This is a genomic window from Rhabdochromatium marinum (assembly GCF_016583795.1).
Taxonomy (GTDB): domain Bacteria; phylum Pseudomonadota; class Gammaproteobacteria; order Chromatiales; family Chromatiaceae; genus Rhabdochromatium; species Rhabdochromatium marinum.
In genome coordinates this window covers 90,311-109,388 of sequence record NZ_NRRS01000006.1, presented here as the reverse complement: position 1 = coordinate 109,388, position 19,078 = coordinate 90,311, and the positions used below count along the sequence as shown (strand labels likewise).

The following is a 19,078-nucleotide window of genomic DNA, read 5'->3' as shown; positions in this document are numbered from 1 at the left end:
GTTACACTAGCATAAAGCGTATTATAGAGTTAATCAGGAATCGCAAACCAAGCAGTGACCGCTTGATGTCGCGAGTGTTTCATGCAAACGATTTTAACCATCTTACATCTGTTACTCGCGATCGGGCTGATCGGACTGATCCTGATACAGCACGGCAAAGGCGCCGATGCTGGCGCTGCCTTCGGTAGCGGAGCTTCGGCGACCGTCTTTGGTGCGCAGGGTTCAGGTAATTTTTTGTCGCGTTCGACTGCGATTCTGGCAACCGCTTTTTTTCTGACCAGTATTGCGCTCGCCTACTATGCGACCAAAGTTGAAGAGCCAGCGGGCTTAATGGACAACCTGCCGCAGACAGAGATTCAGCGCTCGATGCCTGAACCGCCGACTGATTTAGGCTCTGATCAGAATACTGATTTGCCGGTTGTGAACGGTTCGGTGCCGGAAGATGGGCCGCCGGTCAATCAGCCGAGTGATTTGCCCAGCGTCGAAATGCCTGCTGAGGCGGCCAGTTCAGAGGCTTCCGGTTTAGAGTCTGGCAACTCAGAAGGCGCAAAGCTCGATGAGCCAAGCTCCGATATGCCACCAGTGGCAGTCCCGGCCGTCGATGGTGATGCGGCAGCTGATGATACAGAGCAATAAGCCCAAGCAAGCAGCAGATACTGCATGCAGCATGATCATGAAGCATGATAGTGGTGGTGTGAGATAACGAAAGTATTCGCCGACGTGGTGGAATTGGTAGACACGCTGTCTTGAGGGGGCAGTGGCGCAAGCCGTGCCGGTTCGAGTCCGGCCGTCGGCACCAAATGTTGTAAACGATCCCAGTGGATCATCGAGGGGAAAGACTCGCATGCTTGAGGGCTATCTGCACATTCTGATCTTTGTTGTGGTGGCGCTGCTCATTGGCGTCGGCCCCTTAGTGTTGGGTGCTCTGCTTGGGCCTCGCAAGCCAGACGCCGAAAAAGACTCCCCTTACGAATGCGGCTTTGATGCCTTCGAGTCCGCACGAATAAAATTTGATGTGCGCTATTATCTGGTAGCCATCCTGTTTATCGTCTTTGATCTGGAAATCGCCTTTCTGTTTCCTTGGGCCGTTGTTCTGGATGAATTGGGCATGGCTGGATTCCTCGCCATGAGTTTGTTTCTGGGGATTCTGGTGGTCGGCTTCATCTACGAGTGGAAAAAAGGAGCGCTCGAATGGGAGTGAAGCAGACACATCGACGGCTTGTCGGCCTGAGTGACGAGAGTTATCGGGCCTGTGAAATGACAGGAGTGCGGTATGAGCATTGAAGGCTTGCTGGAAGAAGGCTTTGTCACCACGACAGCTGATCAGCTAATCAACTGGGCTCGCACCGGCTCATTATGGCCGATGACCTTTGGCTTGGCCTGTTGTGCGGTTGAAATGATGCATGCCGGTGCCGCCCGTTACGACTTGGATCGCTTCGGGATCATTTTTCGCCCCAGTCCACGTCAGTCCGATGTCATGATTGTGGCTGGGACCCTCGTAAACAAAATGGCTCCTGCGCTGCGTAAAGTCTATGATCAAATGGCCGAGCCGCGCTGGGTGATCTCCATGGGTTCCTGCGCCAATGGCGGTGGTTATTACCACTACTCCTATTCAGTGGTGCGTGGCTGTGACCGTATCGTGCCGGTTGATATCTATGTTCCCGGATGTCCTCCGACGGCGGAAGCACTGCTGTATGGCGTGCTGCAGTTACAGAACAAAATCCGTCGTACCAATACGATCGCTCGCTAAGTCTGCAAAACTCTGAGCTTGCTGTGAATCAACCTGTTGTAACCGCACCTTCCGCGACGACCGGTGATGCGCGCCTGGATGCGCTGGCTGTGTCCCTGGCCGAAGTTTTTGCCGCACGCGCACTTGAATTGCACAGTGCACATGGCGAAATCACCCTGGTTGTTCAGGCCTCCGAACTCCTTTCTGTGTGTGGCGACTTGCGTGATCGTCCTGAGTTCCAGTTCTCACAGCTCATCGATTTGTGCGGGGTGGATTATGCCGCCTTGGGTCAGTCGGAATGGGAGACGGAGCTGGCCGCCTCCAGTGGTTTCGGGCGCGGTGTTGATCGCGAACCGGATCTGCAACTCGACTCTCCCCAACGTTTTGCGGTGGTCTATCACCTGCTGTCGCTTAAGCACAATCGCCGGCTGCGATTGCGCGTGTATGCACCCGTTGATGCCCCAGGTTCGCCCCCTATGGTCGATTCTGTCGTGCCGCTGTGGCCGGTGGCAGACTGGTTTGAACGCGAGGCTTTTGATCTGTTTGGCATCCTGTTCAGCGGGCATCCCGATTTGCGCCGCATTCTGACTGATTACGGCTTTGTTGGCCATCCGTTTCGCAAGGATTTCCCCCTGAGTGGTCAGGTGGCGATGCGCTATGATCCCGAACAACAGCGAGTCGTTTACGAACCGGTTGAAATTGATCCACGGGTACTGGTGCCGCGCGTCATCCGTGATGACAGCCGCTACCTCGGTGATGCCCTGAGCAATGGAGGGGCGGATGCCTGAGATTCGCAACTACACGCTGAATTTCGGCCCCCAGCACCCGGCCGCTCATGGGGTGCTGCGCTTGGTGCTGGAGATGTCCGGTGAGGTCATTGAACGCGCCGATCCGCACATCGGTCTCTTGCATCGCGGTACCGAAAAGCTGGCCGAAACCAAGCCCTTCAATCAAAGCATTGGCTACATGGATCGTCTCGATTACGTGTCCATGATGTGCAATGAGCATGGCTATGTGCGCGCCATCGAAAAATTGCTTGGCATTGAGGCGCCTGAGCGGGCGCAATACATCCGTACCCTGTTTGATGAAATCACCCGGATTCTGAATCATCTGATGTGGCTGGGGGCGCATGCGCTGGATGTCGGCGCCATGAGCGTGTTCCTCTACTGTTTTCGCGAGCGCGAAGACCTGATGGACTGCTATGAAGCCGTGTCGGGTGCGCGTCTGCATGCGACCTATTACCGACCCGGCGGGGTGTATCGCGATCTGCCGGGGCAAATGCCGCGCTTTGCCGATGACAAAACCAAATGGCATAGCTCAGCAGAGTTCCGCCGCCGCAATCAGGCACGCGAAGGGTCGTTGCTGGATTTCATTCAGGACTTCACCGAGCGCTTTCCGGCGCTGGTCGATGAATACGAGACCCTGCTCACTGATAATCGCATCTGGAAGCAACGCACGGTCGGCATTGGGGTGGTCGATGGCGAGCGTGCGCAGGCAATCGGCTTTACCGGTCCCATGTTGCGTGGCTCGGGCGTGGAATGGGATTTGCGCAAGAAGCAGCCCTATGCGGCCTATGACAAGGTCGATTTCGATATTCCGGTGGGGGTCAATGGTGATTGCTATGACCGCTATCTGGTACGCGTTGAGGAAATGCGCCAGTCAAACCGGATTATTCGTCAATGCCTCGATTGGCTGCGTGCCAATCCCGGCCCGGTGATGCTAGGTGATCACAAAGTGACGCCACCGAATCGGGTGGGCATGAAAGATGATATGGAAGCCCTGATTCATCACTTCAAACTTTTCACCGAGGGGTATTGCCCGCCGGCAGGCGAGGTCTATGCTGCGGTTGAGGCGCCCAAAGGTGAGTTTGGCTGCTACATCATTGCCGATGGCGCCAACAAACCCTATCGACTCAAGGTGCGGGCTCCGGGCTTTGCACATCTCTCGGCTTTGGATGAAATGTCAAGAGGTCACATGCTGGCCGATGTAGTGGCCATCATTGGCACCATGGATATTGTCTTTGGGGAGGTCGACCGCTGATGAGCTTTCGTACCGCTCCGCTGACTGTCGCGCGTGATGCCGATAAGTCCAGTTTGTTTACAGATGATATTCGTGCTGCGATTGATCGCGAGATTGCGAAATATCCACCGGAATGGAAGCAATCGGCGGTGATGCCGACCCTGACTCTGGTGCAGGATGCCAATGGTGGCTCGCTGACGCGTGAACTGATGGACGCTGTTGCCGCCTATCTCGATATGCCGGCAATGTCCGTGTATGAAGTTGCAAGCTTTTACGGGATGTATGATCTTGAGCCGGTCGGTCGCCACAAGGTCTGCGTCTGCAACAGCATTTCCTGTATGCTCAATGGCAGTGAGGAATTGATCGACCATGTGCGCGAACGCTATGGCGTCGCTCCAGGGGAAACCAGCGAGGATGGTCGCTTTACCCTCAAGGAGTTCGAGTGCCTCGGTGCCTGCAAGGACGCGCCAGCAGTGCTGATCGACAAGGTTTACCATGAGTGTTTGACCCCGGCGGCACTCGACAAGCTCATTGATGTCCTCGACTAGCGCGGGTTAGGGCTGGGATTGCGAATATGGTTGAAAACCAAAATACCGTCTGCTTCCGCACGATGCATTTGCCGCCTGAGCGACGTTACCGGTTGGAAGAATACCGCGCACTGGGTGGCTATCAGCAGTGGGAACGCATTCTGCGCAACCGGATTGACCCCGGTGATGTGATCGAGGAACTTAAGCTGTCCGCATTGCGCGGTCGGGGTGGGGCTGGTTTTCCCACCGGACTCAAATGGAGTTTCATGCCGCGGCAGGCGCCTGGGCAGAAATACATTGTGTGCAATTCGGATGAAGGTGAGCCGGGCACTTGCAAGGATCGCGATATCCTGCGCTATAACCCCCATCAACTCATCGAAGGCATGGCCATTGCCGGTTACTGCATTGGGGCGACGGCGGGTTACAACTACATTCGCGGCGAGTTCTACGAGCCGATCGCCCGCTTTGAAGCTGCACTTGAAGAAGCCTATGGTGCCGGCCTGATTGGCAAAAATGTCTTTGACTCGGGGGTGGACTTTGACCTTTACACCCACCTCGGGGCTGGAGCCTATATTTGCGGTGAGGAGACGGCGCTGCTGGAGTCAATCGAAGGCAAGAAGGGGCAGCCCCGTTACAAGCCGCCATTCCCGGCACAAGCGGGTTTGTTCGGGCGCCCGACCACTATTAACAACACCGAATCCCTGGCCTCGGTGCCGGTGATTCTGGAGAAGGGCGGTCAATGGTTTCTCGATCAGGGACGCCCCAATAACGGCGGCCCCAAATTGTTCTCGGTGACTGGCCATGTTGCCAAGCCGGGCAATTTTGAGGTTCCCTTGGGCACGCCCTTTAAGGATTTGCTTGAACTGGCTGGCGGCATGCAGGACGGTCGAGCTCTCAAAGCGGTCATCCCCGGCGGTTCTTCCGTGCCGGTGGTTCCCGGTGAGCGCATGATGAGCGTGGATATGGATTACGATTCCATCACCAAGGCCGGTTCCATGTTGGGCTCAGGTGCAGTGATCGTAATCGCCGAAGGCACCTGCATGGTCAAGGTGCTAGCCAATTTGGCGCACTTCTACGCCCATGAGTCCTGCGGACAATGCACGCCCTGTCGGGAAGGAACCGGCTGGCTGGCACGGGTGCTGGAGCGCATTCGGGCCGGGCAGGGGCAGGCAAAGGACTTGGAGCTGCTCGACAGCGTTGCCGGGCGCATTGGCGGGCGTACCATCTGCGCGCTCGGTGATGCCGCAGCCATGCCGGTGCAAAGCTTTTTGAAACATTATCGCCATGAGTTCGAACACCTGATCGAGCATGGCAAATCAATGAACCTAGCCTAGACGCGATGTCCGACAAGATCACACTGGAAATCGATGGTCGCTCCTGTAAAGCGGCGCTCGGCGAGATGATCATCGCGGTTGCCGACCGCGAGGGCATCGCCATTCCGCGTTTTTGCTATCACCCCAAGCTATCCGTTGCGGCGAACTGTCGCATGTGCTTAGTCGAGGCGGAGCAGGGCGGTCGGCCTTTTCCCAAGCCAGTGCCGGCCTGCGCCACGCCGGTCGCCGATGGCATGAAGGTGCAGACACGCTCGCACAAGGCACTCGAAGCGCAGCGCGGCACCATGGAATTCCTGCTCATCAATCACCCGCTGGATTGCCCAATTTGCGATCAGGGTGGCGAGTGTGAGCTGCAAGACGTATCCATGGGCTATGGCGAGGATATTTCGCGCTTCAGTGAGCGCAAGCGCGTGGTGCAGGATGAAGACCTGGGTCCGCTGATTGCCACTGAAATGACGCGCTGCATTCATTGTACGAGATGTGTGCGCTTTGGTGCTGAAATTGCTGGCGTGCGCGAACTGGGAGCCACCGGACGCGGCGAGGAGATGCGTATCGGCACTTTCACGGCTCAGACTGTGCAGCATGAACTGTCAGGAAACATTATCGATCTCTGCCCGGTCGGTGCCCTGACCTCCAAACCCTATCGCTTCAGCGCCCGCGCCTGGGAGCTGACTGAGCGCGACTCGATCTCTCCGCATGACAGTGTGGGGGCCAATCTACAGTTGCATGTGCGCCGCAATCAGGTGTTGCGTGTGCATCCGCGCCCCAATGAGGCGGTGAACGAAACCTGGATTTCGGATCGGGACCGCTTCAGCTATCAGGGTCTGAATGCCGCTGAGCGTCTTGATCAACCGATGGTCAAGCGCAATGGCGTCTGGCACGATATCGATTGGACATCGGCGCTGAAGCTGGCTGCTGATGGGCTGCGCGCTGTCGAGGGCGACACTATCGGCTGTTTAGTGTCACCACGCGCCACGCTGGAAGAGCAGTTTTTATTGCAAAAACTTCTACGCGCGCTTGGCAGCGGGCATATCGACAGTCGCTTGCGGCAGCAGGATTTTCGCGGTGATGCTTCCGATCCACAACGCCCCTGGCTCGGAGTTTCCATTGCTGAGTTGGAACAACAGAAAGCCCTGGTGTTGATTGGCAGCGATCTGCGGGCTGAACAACCTTTGCTGGCGCATCGAATCCGCAAGGCGGCACTGGCCGGTGCCCAGGTATCCGTATTCAATTATTTCAATGTGGAGCTGACGCATCCGCATCAGTCCTTCACAGCGCCTCCCGGGTGTTTGCTGGTGGAATTGGCCGCGCTGGCGGCTGCGCTTGAGTTGCGTGGTTCTTCCGATGCCGTGCGGGAACTGATCGGGCTGGCCAAACCGGAGGACGCGCATCATGCCTTGGCTCAACAGCTGCGCGCCGCGCGTAATGACGGCAACGGGCTCATTTTGCTTGGTGCTTTGGCTGAGGCCGATCCGGACTATACCTTAATTAAGGCACTGGCCGAGGCCATTGCGATTGGCAGCGGGGTTCGGCTTGGCTATCTGCCTAGTGCGGCCAACAGCACGGGGGCCGCCTTGGCGGGAGCGCTGCCGCATCGGGCACCGGCCGGCGAGGTGTTAGAGACGCCTGGACTGAATGCGCGGGAGATGCTCACTTCTCCAAGGCGTGCCTACCTGCTGTGGGATATTGATCCGGCGGCTGATGTGCTGGATCCGGCACTCGCGCAAGTGGCGCTGTCTGATGCGCAACTGGTGGTTGCCTGTAGTAGCTTCCGCACCCCGGCGTTGGAACAGCACGCTCATCTGCTGCTGCCGATCAGTGCCTTTGCCGAGACATCTGGAACCTTTGTCAATGCCGAAGGGCGTTGGCAGGGATTCCAGGGCGCGGTGGCGCCGCCGGGTGAGGCCCGCCCGGGCTGGAAGCTGCTGCGGGTGCTGGGCAATTTGCTGGAGCTGGAAGGTTTTGCTTACGACAGCGCGCGTGAGTTGCGCACCGAGTTGGAAACCCTGTGCGCGAACAGTAGCTTTGACAATAGTGCCCGGGCGCTGCGTCCAGCTCTCAAGGTGCCGGACATCGACCAGCAGCTGATGCGTGTGGGCCAGGTGCCTATTTATGCCAGCGATATGCTGACCCGTCATGCAGCAGCTTTGCAACATACCCCGCTTGGCGAGTCCATCGCTGTGCATCTGCATCCGGAGCAGGCCGGCGAACTTGGGTTTGCGCACGGCGAGCGTGTCAGCATTCGCCAGGGTGATGCCACCGCCACAGCGACGGTGGTGATTACCGACTCGGTCCCCAAGGGGTGTGCCCGCATTCCCGCCGCCGTTCCGGGCAGTGAAACCCTGGGCGCGCAGATTGGACCTGTGGCGCTGACCAAGGCACGAGGATAGACCGATGACAGACCTCTGGTCGCTATTACCCCTGCCATTGCGCAGTCTTATGGCCATTGCGGCCATTCTGGTGCCCTTGCTGGCAGCGGTGGCCTGGTACACCTATGCCGAACGTAAGGTGATTGGCTATATGCAGGTGCGCATCGGCCCGAACCGGGTTGGCTGGCGCGGTCTGTTGCAGCCCATCGCCGATGCGCTCAAGCTGATGGTGAAGGAAATCGTGGTGCCAACCCGGGCCAATAAGGGGCTGTTTTTTGCTGCGCCCCTGATTGCCATCGCACCAGCGCTAGCGGCTTGGGCGGTGGTGCCTTTTGATGCCGGGCTGGTGCTGGCCGACATCAATGCCGGATTGCTCTATGTGCTGGCTTTGACCTCACTGGGGGTCTATGGCGTCATCATTGCCGGCTGGGCGTCGAATTCCAAATATGCTTTCTTGGGTTCGCTACGTGCGGCAGCGCAGATTGTGGCCTATGAGATTGCTATGGGCTTTGCCCTGGTTGGTGTGCTGGTGGCCGCCGGCAGCCTGAATCTCAGTGCCATCGTCGAAGCTCAGAGCGGCACGATTCTGACCTGGTTCTGGCTGCCCTTGCTGCCCTTGCTGGGGGTGTATTACATCTCTGGCGTGGCTGAGACCAACCGTGCGCCCTTCGATGTGGCTGAGGGGGAGTCAGAAATCGTGGCTGGTTTCCATGTTGAGTATTCCGGCATGGGCTTCGCGGTTTTTTTCCTGGCTGAGTATGCCAACATGGTGCTGATCGCCATGCTGACGACCCTGCTGTTTTTCGGCGGTTGGTTATCGCCCTTCCAGGGGCTGCCGGTACTGGAGCCGCTCTTTGCCTGGGTGCCCGGCATCATCTGGCTGCTGCTGAAAACCTTTTTCTTTATGTTCGTCTTCCTGTGGTTGCGTGCGACACTGCCGCGTTATCGCTACGACCAGATTATGCGTCTCGGATGGAAGGTGTTCATTCCGATTACGATTGTTTGGATTCTGGTGGTCGCGCTCGGCGTGGTGCTGGAAGTGCCGCCCTGGTGGTCGCCGGCCTGATGACAGGCCTTGCAACGCTGATTATTCAGATTGAATCGATCCGATTGAATCGGATTGACAAGAGATTGACAGGACTTTGAGAACCGCCATGCTGCAACGTGCGCGCGATTACCTGAACAGCCTGCTACTACTTGAGGTGCTGAAAGGCTTACGCCTGACCGGTGGCTATCTGTTCAAGCGCAAGTTCACCATTCAGTATCCGGAAGAGAAGGCGCCGATTTCACCGCGCTTTCGCGGCCTGCATGCACTGCGCCGCTATCCGAATGGCGAGGAGCGTTGCATTGCCTGCAAGTTGTGCGAGGCGGTGTGCCCGGCGCTGGCGATCACCATAGAAGCCGAGCCGCGCGAGGATGGCTCAAGACGCACCACGCGCTATGACATTGATTTGTTCAAGTGTATCTATTGCGGTTTTTGTGAGGAATCCTGTCCGGTCGATTCCATCGTCGAAACCGATATTTACGAATACCATTTCGAGAATCGCGGCGACAATATCATGACCAAGGACAAGCTGCTTGCCATTGGTGATCGATACGAAGAGCGCATTGCAGCGGCCCGCGCGGCTGACGCGCCTTATCGGTAAGTCTCGAGTGCGCTGACATTAAGTCCGACCGTTTTCTCGCAGTTTGTTTCACTCAGGCGCGCGAACCTGAGTTCACTACTGGATAAATCCGAATCATGGGCTTTGAGAAATTTCTCTTCTTTTTGTTTGCCATCATAACCCTGTTCAGTGCAGGGATGGTGGTGACTCGCCGCAATCCGGTGCATGCGGCCCTGTATCTGGTGCTGACCTTTGTCGCCACCGCCGCGCTCTGGTTGCTGATCGAGGCGGAGTTCCTTGGCATTGTGCTGGTGTTGGTCTATGTCGGTGCCGTGATGGTGCTATTTCTCTTTGTGGTGATGATGCTGGATATCGATGTTGCGGCCATGCGCGCGCAATTTATTCGTTATCTGCCGTTGGGCCTGCTGATTGTTGGTCTGATGATGTTCAATATGATTCTGGTTCTGGGACCCGGTCATTTCGGACTTGAGCACTTTGCCAAACCGGCGGCTGCGGCGCTGGATTACAGCAATACCGAGGTGCTCGGCCGTGAGCTCTATACCACCTATCTGTACCAGTTTGAGATCGCGGCGGTAATTCTGCTGGTGGCTATTGTTGCGGCCATTCGCTTGACCCTGCGTCGCCGGCCGGAAACCAAGTATCTCGACCCTTCCGCCCAGGTACGGGTGCGCAAAGGGCCGGATCGGCTGCGCATCGTCAAGATGCCGACTGAGCCGGTTCCCGCGCCGGTATCCCAAGCGGCTGCGGGTGGCAAGAACGGAGATGACCAATGATTGCGCTCTCGGATTATCTGTTGCTGGCCGGGCTGATGTTTGCCATTGCTGTGGCAGGGATCTTTATCAATCGCAAGAATGTGATCATCTTGCTGATGTGCATTGAACTCATGCTGCTGGCGGTGAACATCAACTTCGTTGCTTTCTCGCATTTCCTTGGTGATACGGCCGGACAGGTGTTTGTATTCTTTATTCTGACGGTTGCGGCCGCCGAGGCGGCCATTGGGCTTGCGATCCTGGTGATACTCTTCCGCGGGCGCCAGACCATCAACGTCGACGAACTCGATTTGCTGAAGGGCTGACGCATGGCTTTCCTATACCTGCTTATCGTTCTGGCCCCCTTGGCGGGCGCTATTGGTGCGGGCTTTTTCAGCGCGCGCCTGGGTCGGGTGGGCGCGCATCGAATGACGATTCTCGGTGTTGGCATCTCCTGCGCCCTCTCGCTGGCTGTTCTGGCGGGCTTCATCTGGGGTGATCTGAAAGTCTTTAATGACAGCATCTATACCTGGATGATCGCCGATGGCATCCGCTTTGAAATCGGTTTTCTGGTTGATCGCCTGACAGCGCTCATGATGGCGACCGTGACCTTTGTCTCCTTCATGGTGCATATCTATACCATCGGTTACATGGCCGATGACGAGCACAACTGGCCGCAGGGTTCATTGGCGGGCAAGCACAGCTATCAACGGTTCTTCAGCTATATTTCGCTCTTTACCTTCTCCATGCTGATGCTGGTGATGTCGAACAACTTCATCCAGCTGTTTTTTGGCTGGGAAGCTGTGGGTCTGGTGTCTTATTTGCTCATTGGCTTTTGGGCGACGCGCGAATCGGCAGTCTATGCCAATCTCAAGGCCTTTTTGGTCAATCGGGTGGGGGATTTCGGGTTCATCCTCGGCATTGCTGCTGTAGGGATGTATTTCAACTCCATGAACTATAGCGAGGTCTTTGCTCAGGCACCGCAGTTTGCCGACACTCAGGTGGCAATCCTAGGTGGAGTGTCCCTGATGACTCTGATCTGCATTTTGCTGTTCATCGGTGCCATGGGTAAATCGGCGCAGGTGCCACTGCATGTGTGGCTGCCGGATTCCATGGAAGGCCCGACACCAATCTCGGCCTTGATCCATGCCGCCACCATGGTCACGGCGGGTATTTTCATGGTGGCGCGCATGTCACCGCTCTATGAATTGTCCACCACGGCCCTGTCCTTTGTGTTGATTATTGGTGCCGTCACCGCCTTTTTTATGGGCCTGATTGGTCTGGTGCAAAACGACATCAAGCGGGTGGTGGCCTATTCAACCTTGTCGCAGCTTGGTTATATGGTTGCGGCTCTGGGTGCCTCGGCCTATGCCGCCGGTATCTTCCATTTGATGACGCATGCTTTTTTCAAGGCGCTGCTGTTTCTTGCCGCCGGTTCGGTGATTATTGCCATGCATCATGATCAGGACATCCGCAATATGGGTGGCCTGTGGAAGAAAATGCCTATCACCTGGCTGACCGCCCTAGTGGGTTCCCTGGCGCTGATTGCCTTTCCGGGCTTCTCGGGATTTTTCTCCAAAGACGCCATCATTGAGGCCGTCGGACATTCGCAGGTCTTTGGTGCTCATTTTGCCTGGATCCTGCTGACGGTGGGTGCCCTAGTCACGGCGCTCTACAGCTTCCGCATGTACTACCTGGTGTTCCACGGCAAGCCACGCATGGATGAGCATACCCGCTCGCACCTGCACGAAACACCCTGGGTGGTGACCGGGCCGCTGATTGCGCTGGCGATTCCCTCTATTTTTATTGGCTGGTTTACCGTGGAGCCGCTGCTGGTGAGCAATTGGCTAGGCGATGCCATACATGTCGCACATGAGCACGATAGTCTGCATGCACTGGCCGAGCACTGGCATGGGCAGATGGCCTTTATTGAACATGGCATGCACGGCTGGCCCTTCCTGCTGGCAATGTCGGGGCTGGGGCTGGCAACGCTGATCTGGTGGTTCGGAGTCAAGCTGATGCCGAATCTCGACGCGCTGTTGCAACGGGCTGGCGGTCCGCTGACGCGCATCCTGCAGGATAAATATGGCTTTGATGACTTCAATCAGCGCGTCTTTGCCGGTGGTGGCCTGGGTCTCGGGCGGTTGTTTTGGAATGCCGGTGATCAGGTACTGATTGACGGCGCTGTGGTCAATGGATCGGCACGCTCGGTTGGGCGACTGGCCGGTCAGGTGCGCTGGTTGCAGTCCGGTTTGTTGTATCACTATGCCATGGCGATGATTGTCGGTCTGGTCGGGTTATTGACCCTCTATGTGGTGTTTTAAGTGATGCGACGGGAGCAATAAGGGCATGATCGATTTTCCCTGGCTGACATTGACGATCTGGCTGCCGATTTTTGGCGGCATCGGGGTGCTTGTCAGCGGCGATAAAACTGATCGGAAAAGCGGGCCGGAATTCACTAAACGCCTAGCGTTGGGCGTGGCAGTGGCCACCTTTCTGGTCAGCCTGCCGCTGTGGTTTGGCTTCGATGCGTCTCAAGCGGGCATGCAGTTTGTTGAGCACGCGCCCTGGGTGCCGTCCTTTGATGTGTATTATTTCCTCGGTGTCGATGGTATTTCGATGCCGCTGATTATCCTGACCACCTTCATCACGATTTTTGTGGTGGTGGCCGGCTGGGATGTCATCAGCTATCGACCCTCGCTCTACATGGCGGCTTTCCTGATTATGGAAGGTGTCATGGTCGGTGTGTTTTCGGCGCTGGATGCCATTTTGTTCTACGTTTTTTGGGAAGCCATGCTGATCCCGATGTTCATTGTCATCGGGATCTGGGGTGGGCCCAACCGCGTCTATGCGACCATTAAGTTTTTTCTTTACACCTTTTTCGGCTCGGTGTTCATGTTGGTGGCGCTCATCTACATGTACTTCCAGTCCGGCAGTTTCAGCATTCTCGATTATCACGCCCTGGCGCTGGGCATGAAGGCGCAGATACTGATTTTTATTGCCTTTTTGCTGGCCTTTGCCGTGAAGGTGCCGATGTTTCCGGTGCATACCTGGCTGCCTGATGCCCATGTTGAGGCACCGACCGGTGGATCGGTGATCCTGGCGGCCATTATGCTGAAAATCGGCGGCTATGGTTTCCTGCGCTTCAGTCTGCCGATCACACCGGATGCCAGTGCTGCGCTTGATGGTCTGATGATTGCGCTGTCGCTGATAGCGATTGTTTACATTGGCTTTGTGGCCTTGGTGCAAAAGGACATGAAGAAGCTGATCGCCTACTCATCAATTGCGCACATGGGCTTTGTCACCCTGGGCTTTTTCCTGGTATTTTCCATTTTCCGCCAGCCCGAAGTCAGCACCGGTGCGGTGATGGGCATTGAGGGTGGCATGGTGCAGATGATTTCCCACGGCTTTATCTCCGGTGCGCTCTTTTTGTGCGTCGGGGTGCTCTATGATCGCCTGCATAGCCGTGAGATCGCCGATTATGGTGGTGTCATCAATGTCATGCCCTGGTTTGGCGGCTTCGTCGTGTTCTTCGCCATGGCCAATGCGGGTCTGCCTGGCACCTCCGGCTTTGTCGGCGAGCTGATGGTCATCCTGGCGTCCTTCCGCGCTGACTTCTGGTATGCCTTCCTGGCGGCAACTACCTTGATTCTAGCCGCCGCTTTCACCCTCTGGATGGTCAAGCGGGTGATCTTTGGCGAGGTGGGTAATGATCGGGTGGCGGGACTCAAGGATTTGAATCGCCGCGAGACCTTCAATCTGGGCATGCTGGCTGCTGCGGTGCTAGCCATCGGACTTTGGCCCAAGCCGCTGATTGACGTCATGGAACCCACCATCGAAAACCTGGTGGCCCAGATTCAAATCAGTAAATTGCCGGGAAACGATCCGGCGCTGGCGAATCAGCCCGAAGTGCCGCTGAAGCCGTAACGGCTTCCTTAACTCCTTGTTGCTGTTGTACCCAACGGATTTCTCACTATGCCGTTTGAAACCGCTTTTCTAGCGACCGTCCTTCCCGAGCTGATACTGCTCGCGACTGCGTGCGCGGTCCTGGTTTTGGATCTGTATCTTAACGATGAGCAGCGCGGATGGAATCACAATCTGGCGATTCTCGGGTTGGCTGCAACCCTGGGTACTGTCGGACTGTTAAGCAACAATGGCGTCACCATTGCCTTTAGTGGCAGCTTTATTCGTGATCCCTTTGGCGATTTGCTCAAAGGCATTATTCTGATTTTGACGATTTTCACCTTCGTCTATTCACGCGATTACATGCGCGAACGGGGCCTGTGGGTCGGTGAGTATCATGTGCTGGTGCTTTTTGCCACCCTGGGCATGCTGATCATGGTTTCAGCGCACAGTTTCCTAACGCTCTATCTTGGGCTTGAGCTGCTGGCACTGTGTCTCTATCCGCTGGTGGCCTTTGATCGGGACTCCAAGCCCGGTGCGGAAGCGGCTATGAAATACTTCGTGCTGGGCGCCTTGGGCTCTGGCATGTTGCTCTACGGTATTTCCATGCTCTACGGAGCCACGGGCAGCTTTGGTTTTGCCGACGTGGCCGAGGTGGTGAATGCCGAGGGGCTGGAGAATAAAATTCTGGTTTTCGGTCTGGTGTTTGTGCTGATTGGGGTGGCCTTCAAATTTGGTGCTGTGCCCTTTCACATGTGGCTGCCTGATGTCTATCAGGGTGCGCCCATGCCGGTGGTGCTGTTTCTCGCCAGTGCACCGAAAATTGCTGCATTTGCCATGGCCACCCGCATTCTGATCGACAGCCTTGGTGCCTTGCAGGCGGATTGGGGGGAAATTCTGATGATTCTCGCCATTCTGTCGATTGGCTTGGGCAATGTTGTTGCCATTGCTCAAACGAACATCAAGCGCATGCTGGCCTATTCGACCATTTCCCATGTGGGCTTTATCTTTCTGGGGCTGCTGGCCGGGACTCAGGAAGGCTATGCCGCTGCAATGTTTTACACGGTGGTCTATGCCCTGATGGCGGCTGGAGCCTTCGGCGTGTTGGCGATGATTTCGATTAACGGTCTTGAGGTCGAACAGCTTGATGATCTGAAGGGGCTGAATGACCGCGATGCCTGGTTGGCTGCCATGCTGGCGCTGATGATGTTCTCCATGGCGGGTGTGCCTCCAGCGGTTGGCTTCTTTGCCAAGCTCTTAGTGCTTGATGCCGTGGTCAGTGTGGGTTTGACTTGGCTGGCGGTGGTTGCGGTGGTGTTCTCCATCATTGGCGCCTTCTATTATCTGCGCGTCATCAAGCTGCTGTACTTCGATAAAGCCGCTGACAGCACGCCGCTGAGGCTGGCCGGTGATGCCAAAATTGCCATCACGGTGAACGGCCTGGCGGTTTTACTGCTGGGTATTTTTCCCGCCTCGTTACTTGGTATTTGCAACGCGGCCTTTTCCGGCTGACACAGAAAGCCGATCATTCGCTGTCCATTGACTCTACAAAAGCGCCGTTACCGGCGCTTTTTTGTTTACTGACATTCCCCCGGCGGCAGGCAACCGGGGATGAACTTGCGAGGGCTTGCAGTGAATCGATTCAGCCCCTGGCTGTTGAGCAGTCTGCTGCTGGGCGGCTGCTTGCAGGATGACGCCGATCTGGCGCTTGGTACCCTGGAACGTGATCGAATCGCGCTGACAGCCACGGTAGCCGAGGTCATCGTCGATCTGCCGGTTGTCGAGGGCACGCAGGTCACCAAGGGCAGGGTACTGGCGCAGCTTGACGCGCGCCAGCAGCAGGCCGAGGTCGAACGCGCCACGGCGGAAGTGGCGCAGGCGCAGGCCCATCTCGAACAGCTGCGCAACGGCGCGCGTCCCGAGGAGATCGCCGCCGCCCGCGCCCGCGTGGCCGGCGCTGAGGCGGAGCTGCGCGATGCTGAAATCACCTATCAGCGCAATCAGGAGTTGATGGAGAAAAAGTCCGTCAGCAAAGCCGAACTCGATCGCACCCTGGCACAACGCGATGGCGCGCAGGCCGACCTTGACCAGGCCAAGCAACAGCTCGATGAACTGCTGGCTGGTACCCGGGTTGAGGAACTGGCGCAAGCCCAGGCCGAGCTGAACGCCGCCGAGGCCCGCCTGAGTTATCAGCAGGCGTTGCTGGATGATCTCACCATTGTCGCCACTCGCGACGGTATCCTCGATAGCTTGCCATGGAATCTTGGCGAGCGCGTCACCGTCGGCAGCCCGGTGGCGGTGATGCTGGCTGGCACAGCCCCTTATGCTCGCGTCTATGTGCCCGAACCCCATCGCGTCGCCATCAAGGAAGGCGATGCCCTGACCGTGCGCATTGATGGTCTGAAGGACGCGCTGAGCGGCCAGGTGCGCTGGATTAGCGCGCTGCCGGCTTTCACGCCCTACTATGCCTTGAATGCCGAGGACCGCAGTCGCCTGGTCTATCTGACTGAGGTGCAACTGCCCGCTACCGCCGCTGATCTGCCTAATGGCGTGCCGGTGCAGGTTGAATTGCCACCAGTGGCCCAGCAATGACCGCCGCCGCCGATGCCTGCGCGGTCAGCGAGGCGGCAGCTGATTCCGACGTTGCGATCTCGGCACGGGGTCTGACCCGCCGCTTCGGCGATTTGATCGCGGTCGACGCGCTCGACCTGCAAATCGCACCGCGCAGCATCTACGGGTTTCTCGGCCCCAATGGCTGCGGCAAGACCACCACGGTGCGCATGTTAACCGGCCTGCTGACACCTAGCGCGGGCGAGGTTAGGGTGCTTGGCCATCGGCTGCCAGCAGAGGCCGAAATCCTCAAGCGCAACATTGGCTACATGACGCAGAAGTTCTCCCTTTACGAGGACTTGACGGTGTTGGAGAACCTGCGTTTTGTTGCCAGTGTCTATGGTCTTGAGCCACATGATGCCAAGTCACGCATCGCCGAGCTGCTCGGTACCTATGCGCTCGAACCGCTCAAGCATCAGCGCGCCGGCAGCATGAGCGGTGGGCAACGGCAGCGCCTCAGTCTGGCGGCGGCGATTTTGCATCGCCCGGCGCTGCTGTTTCTCGATGAGCCAACCTCGGCGGTCGATCCCGAACACCGCCGCGACTTCTGGGAACGGCTGTTCGATCTGGTCGACGCCGGTGCGACCATTCTGGTGTCCACCCATTACATGGATGAGGCCGAGCGCTGTCATCGCCTGGCGATTCTGGAAAACGGTCACAAGCGTGCCGACGGCTCCCCAGCGGAGCTGATGGCCGCCATGGGCGCCCATGTGCTGGAGGTGGAAGGCCCCTATCTGCGCCAGACCAAGACCGCACTGACGGCGCTGCCGGAGATTCTGTCCGCCGCCCAGCTCGGCAGCCGCCTGCGGGTGCTGGTGCGCGACCGCATCACCGAGCCCGAGCGCTGGCTTAAGGAACTGCCGGTGGCGCGGGATCTGACCCAGATTGCGTCGGTGCGTCCCAGTCTGGAAGATGTCTTTGTTACCTGCACCGGGCAGAATCGGCCACAGGATCAGCAGCGCGAGGCCAACGAGGTGGCCGCATGAAAGCCCTGCGCCGCATTCTCGCTATCCTGACCAAGGAACTGCTGCAACTGCGTCGCGATCGGGTCACCCTGGCCATGGTGATCATGATTCCGCTGATCCAGCTGATGCTGTTCGGCTACGCTATCAACACTAAGGTGCGCGACATTCCCGCTGCCCTGGTCGATCAGAGCAACAGCGCGCTCGGGCGGGTGCTAGCGCAGACGGTGGAAGCAACTCAGGTGGTGCGCTTCACCGAGCATTATGCCGACATCGCCGCCGCCGAGGACGCGATTCGCGAGGGCCGGGTGCGCGCGGCTTTCATCATCCCGGCTGATCTCGCCCAACGGGTGGCCAGAAGCGGCAGCGTGCGCCCCGAGTTGGCCACGCCGCCCGCGACCGATCGGGAGCTCAGCCGTCCCGTGGCCCAATGGCTGGTGGATGCCTCAGATACCGTCATTGCCGGCGCCATCAAAGGATTGCGCGGCATGCCCCTGGCCGAGCTGATGCGCGAGCCGGTCAACCGCACTGTGCCCACTTTTGCGGTGGCGCTTTTGTTCAACCCCTCCCAGCGCACCGTGGTCAACATTGTACCCGGCCTGGTCGGGGTGATCCTCACCATGACCATGATTATGTTCACCTCGGCCGCCATCGTGCGCGAGCGCGAGCGCGGCAACATGGAAATGCTGATCAATACCCCGGTGCGTCCCATTGAGCTGATGATTGGCAAAATCCTGCCCTATGTCGGCATCGGTCTGGTGCAGGCGGGGATTATTCTCGGGCTCGGGCATCTGGTGTTTGCAGTGCCCCTGTACGGCAGCCTGCTGGCGCTGGCCTGCCTGACGCTGGTTTTCATCGGTGCCAGTCTGTCACTCGGACTGGTGCTCTCCACCATCGCCAAGAGCCAGTTGCAGGCCACGCAGATGACGATTTTCATTCTGCTGCCGTCGATTATGCTGTCGGGTTTCATGTTTCCCTACGAGGGTATGCCACTCGCCGCCCAACATATCGCCGAGATCTTGCCGGCGACCCACTTCATCCGCGCCATCCGCGCCGTGCTGCTGCGTGACGCCAGGCTTGAGGATATCCAGGAAGACACCCTGTGGCTGCTTGGCTTCATGCTGATCGGCCTGTTGCTTGCTTCCCTGCGCTTCAATAAGCGACTGGGGTGAACATCATCGCGCCACAAACAGCGGCCAATCCGGCGTTTCCAGAACCGCAAGCGTCTGCTCAAAATCGCCCGGCCAGCAG

17 protein-coding genes, 1 tRNA gene and 1 pseudogene are annotated in these 19,078 nt (G+C 57.7%); all 19 read left to right on the top strand.

The features are described 5' to 3' along the window. Window positions 1-81: 81 nt before the first annotated feature. Window positions 82-477 (top strand): annotated as a pseudogene (secG, locus tag CKO36_RS20380) (preprotein translocase subunit SecG); the annotation flags it as partial. A 237-nt stretch (window positions 478-714) separates the two neighbouring features. Beyond that, window positions 715-799, top strand: a tRNA-Leu gene (locus CKO36_RS03455). Between the two features lie 45 nt (window positions 800-844). Further along, entirely contained in the window at window positions 845-1,201 is a 357-nt protein-coding gene (locus tag CKO36_RS03450; protein ID WP_200280569.1) for an NADH-quinone oxidoreductase subunit A, read from the top strand. A gap of 72 nt (window positions 1,202-1,273) precedes the next feature. Further along, window positions 1,274-1,750 carry a NuoB/complex I 20 kDa subunit family protein gene (locus tag CKO36_RS03445; RefSeq protein ID WP_009146990.1) on the top strand — a complete coding sequence of 159 codons (477 nt, stop codon included), beginning with the start codon at window positions 1,274-1,276 and terminating at the stop codon, window positions 1,748-1,750. 23 nt (window positions 1,751-1,773) lie between these two features. Beyond that, window positions 1,774-2,517, top strand: a complete 744-nt coding sequence (locus CKO36_RS03440) for an NADH-quinone oxidoreductase subunit C (RefSeq protein ID WP_200280567.1) — start codon at window positions 1,774-1,776, stop codon at window positions 2,515-2,517. After that, window positions 2,510-3,769 (top strand): NADH-quinone oxidoreductase subunit D, encoded by a 1,260-nt coding sequence (locus CKO36_RS03435; protein WP_200280565.1) that lies wholly within the window; start codon window positions 2,510-2,512, stop codon window positions 3,767-3,769. Before CKO36_RS03440 ends, CKO36_RS03435 begins: the two co-directional genes overlap by 8 nt. Further along, complete coding sequence (locus tag CKO36_RS03430; protein ID WP_200280563.1) at window positions 3,769-4,296, top strand: NADH-quinone oxidoreductase subunit NuoE family protein; 528 nt, start codon at window positions 3,769-3,771, stop codon at window positions 4,294-4,296. Before CKO36_RS03435 ends, CKO36_RS03430 begins: the two co-directional genes overlap by 1 nt. 26 nt (window positions 4,297-4,322) lie before the next feature. Continuing rightward, entirely contained in the window at window positions 4,323-5,609 is a 1,287-nt protein-coding gene (gene nuoF / locus CKO36_RS03425) for an NADH-quinone oxidoreductase subunit NuoF (RefSeq protein ID WP_420826310.1), read from the top strand. 5 nt (window positions 5,610-5,614) lie between these two features. Next, window positions 5,615-7,999, top strand: coding sequence for an NADH-quinone oxidoreductase subunit NuoG (gene nuoG / locus CKO36_RS03420; protein ID WP_200280561.1), 2,385 nt, complete (start codon window positions 5,615-5,617; stop codon window positions 7,997-7,999). A 4-nt stretch (window positions 8,000-8,003) separates the two neighbouring features. Continuing rightward, entirely contained in the window at window positions 8,004-9,044 is a 1,041-nt protein-coding gene (gene nuoH, locus CKO36_RS03415) for an NADH-quinone oxidoreductase subunit NuoH (RefSeq protein WP_200280558.1), read from the top strand. 88 nt (window positions 9,045-9,132) lie between these two features. Continuing rightward, window positions 9,133-9,624 carry an NADH-quinone oxidoreductase subunit NuoI gene (nuoI, locus tag CKO36_RS03410; RefSeq protein WP_200280555.1) on the top strand — a complete coding sequence of 164 codons (492 nt, stop codon included), beginning with the start codon at window positions 9,133-9,135 and terminating at the stop codon, window positions 9,622-9,624. Between the two features lie 95 nt (window positions 9,625-9,719). Further along, complete coding sequence (locus CKO36_RS03405; protein WP_200280552.1) at window positions 9,720-10,376, top strand: NADH-quinone oxidoreductase subunit J; 657 nt, start codon at window positions 9,720-9,722, stop codon at window positions 10,374-10,376. Beyond that, window positions 10,373-10,678, top strand: coding sequence for an NADH-quinone oxidoreductase subunit NuoK (gene nuoK, locus CKO36_RS03400; RefSeq protein ID WP_200280550.1), 306 nt, complete (start codon window positions 10,373-10,375; stop codon window positions 10,676-10,678). The genes CKO36_RS03405 and nuoK overlap by 4 nt, the downstream gene beginning before the upstream one ends. A gap of 3 nt (window positions 10,679-10,681) precedes the next feature. After that, entirely contained in the window at window positions 10,682-12,676 is a 1,995-nt protein-coding gene (gene nuoL / locus CKO36_RS03395; protein WP_200280547.1) for an NADH-quinone oxidoreductase subunit L, read from the top strand. 25 nt (window positions 12,677-12,701) lie between these two features. After that, window positions 12,702-14,279, top strand: coding sequence for an NADH-quinone oxidoreductase subunit M (locus tag CKO36_RS03390; protein WP_200280545.1), 1,578 nt, complete (start codon window positions 12,702-12,704; stop codon window positions 14,277-14,279). A gap of 48 nt (window positions 14,280-14,327) precedes the next feature. Further along, complete coding sequence (gene nuoN, locus CKO36_RS03385) at window positions 14,328-15,767, top strand: NADH-quinone oxidoreductase subunit NuoN (RefSeq protein WP_200280543.1); 1,440 nt, start codon at window positions 14,328-14,330, stop codon at window positions 15,765-15,767. A 120-nt stretch (window positions 15,768-15,887) separates the two neighbouring features. Then, complete coding sequence (locus CKO36_RS03380) at window positions 15,888-16,847, top strand: HlyD family secretion protein (protein WP_338053414.1); 960 nt, start codon at window positions 15,888-15,890, stop codon at window positions 16,845-16,847. Continuing rightward, the gene (locus CKO36_RS03375; protein WP_200280539.1) at window positions 16,844-17,851 is read left to right on the top strand and encodes an ABC transporter ATP-binding protein; all 1,008 of its coding nucleotides are present in this window, start codon (window positions 16,844-16,846) and stop codon (window positions 17,849-17,851) included. Before CKO36_RS03380 ends, CKO36_RS03375 begins: the two co-directional genes overlap by 4 nt. Further along, the gene (locus CKO36_RS03370; RefSeq protein ID WP_200280537.1) at window positions 17,848-18,999 is read left to right on the top strand and encodes an ABC transporter permease; all 1,152 of its coding nucleotides are present in this window, start codon (window positions 17,848-17,850) and stop codon (window positions 18,997-18,999) included. The genes CKO36_RS03375 and CKO36_RS03370 overlap by 4 nt, the downstream gene beginning before the upstream one ends. Window positions 19,000-19,078 lie beyond the last annotated feature (79 nt).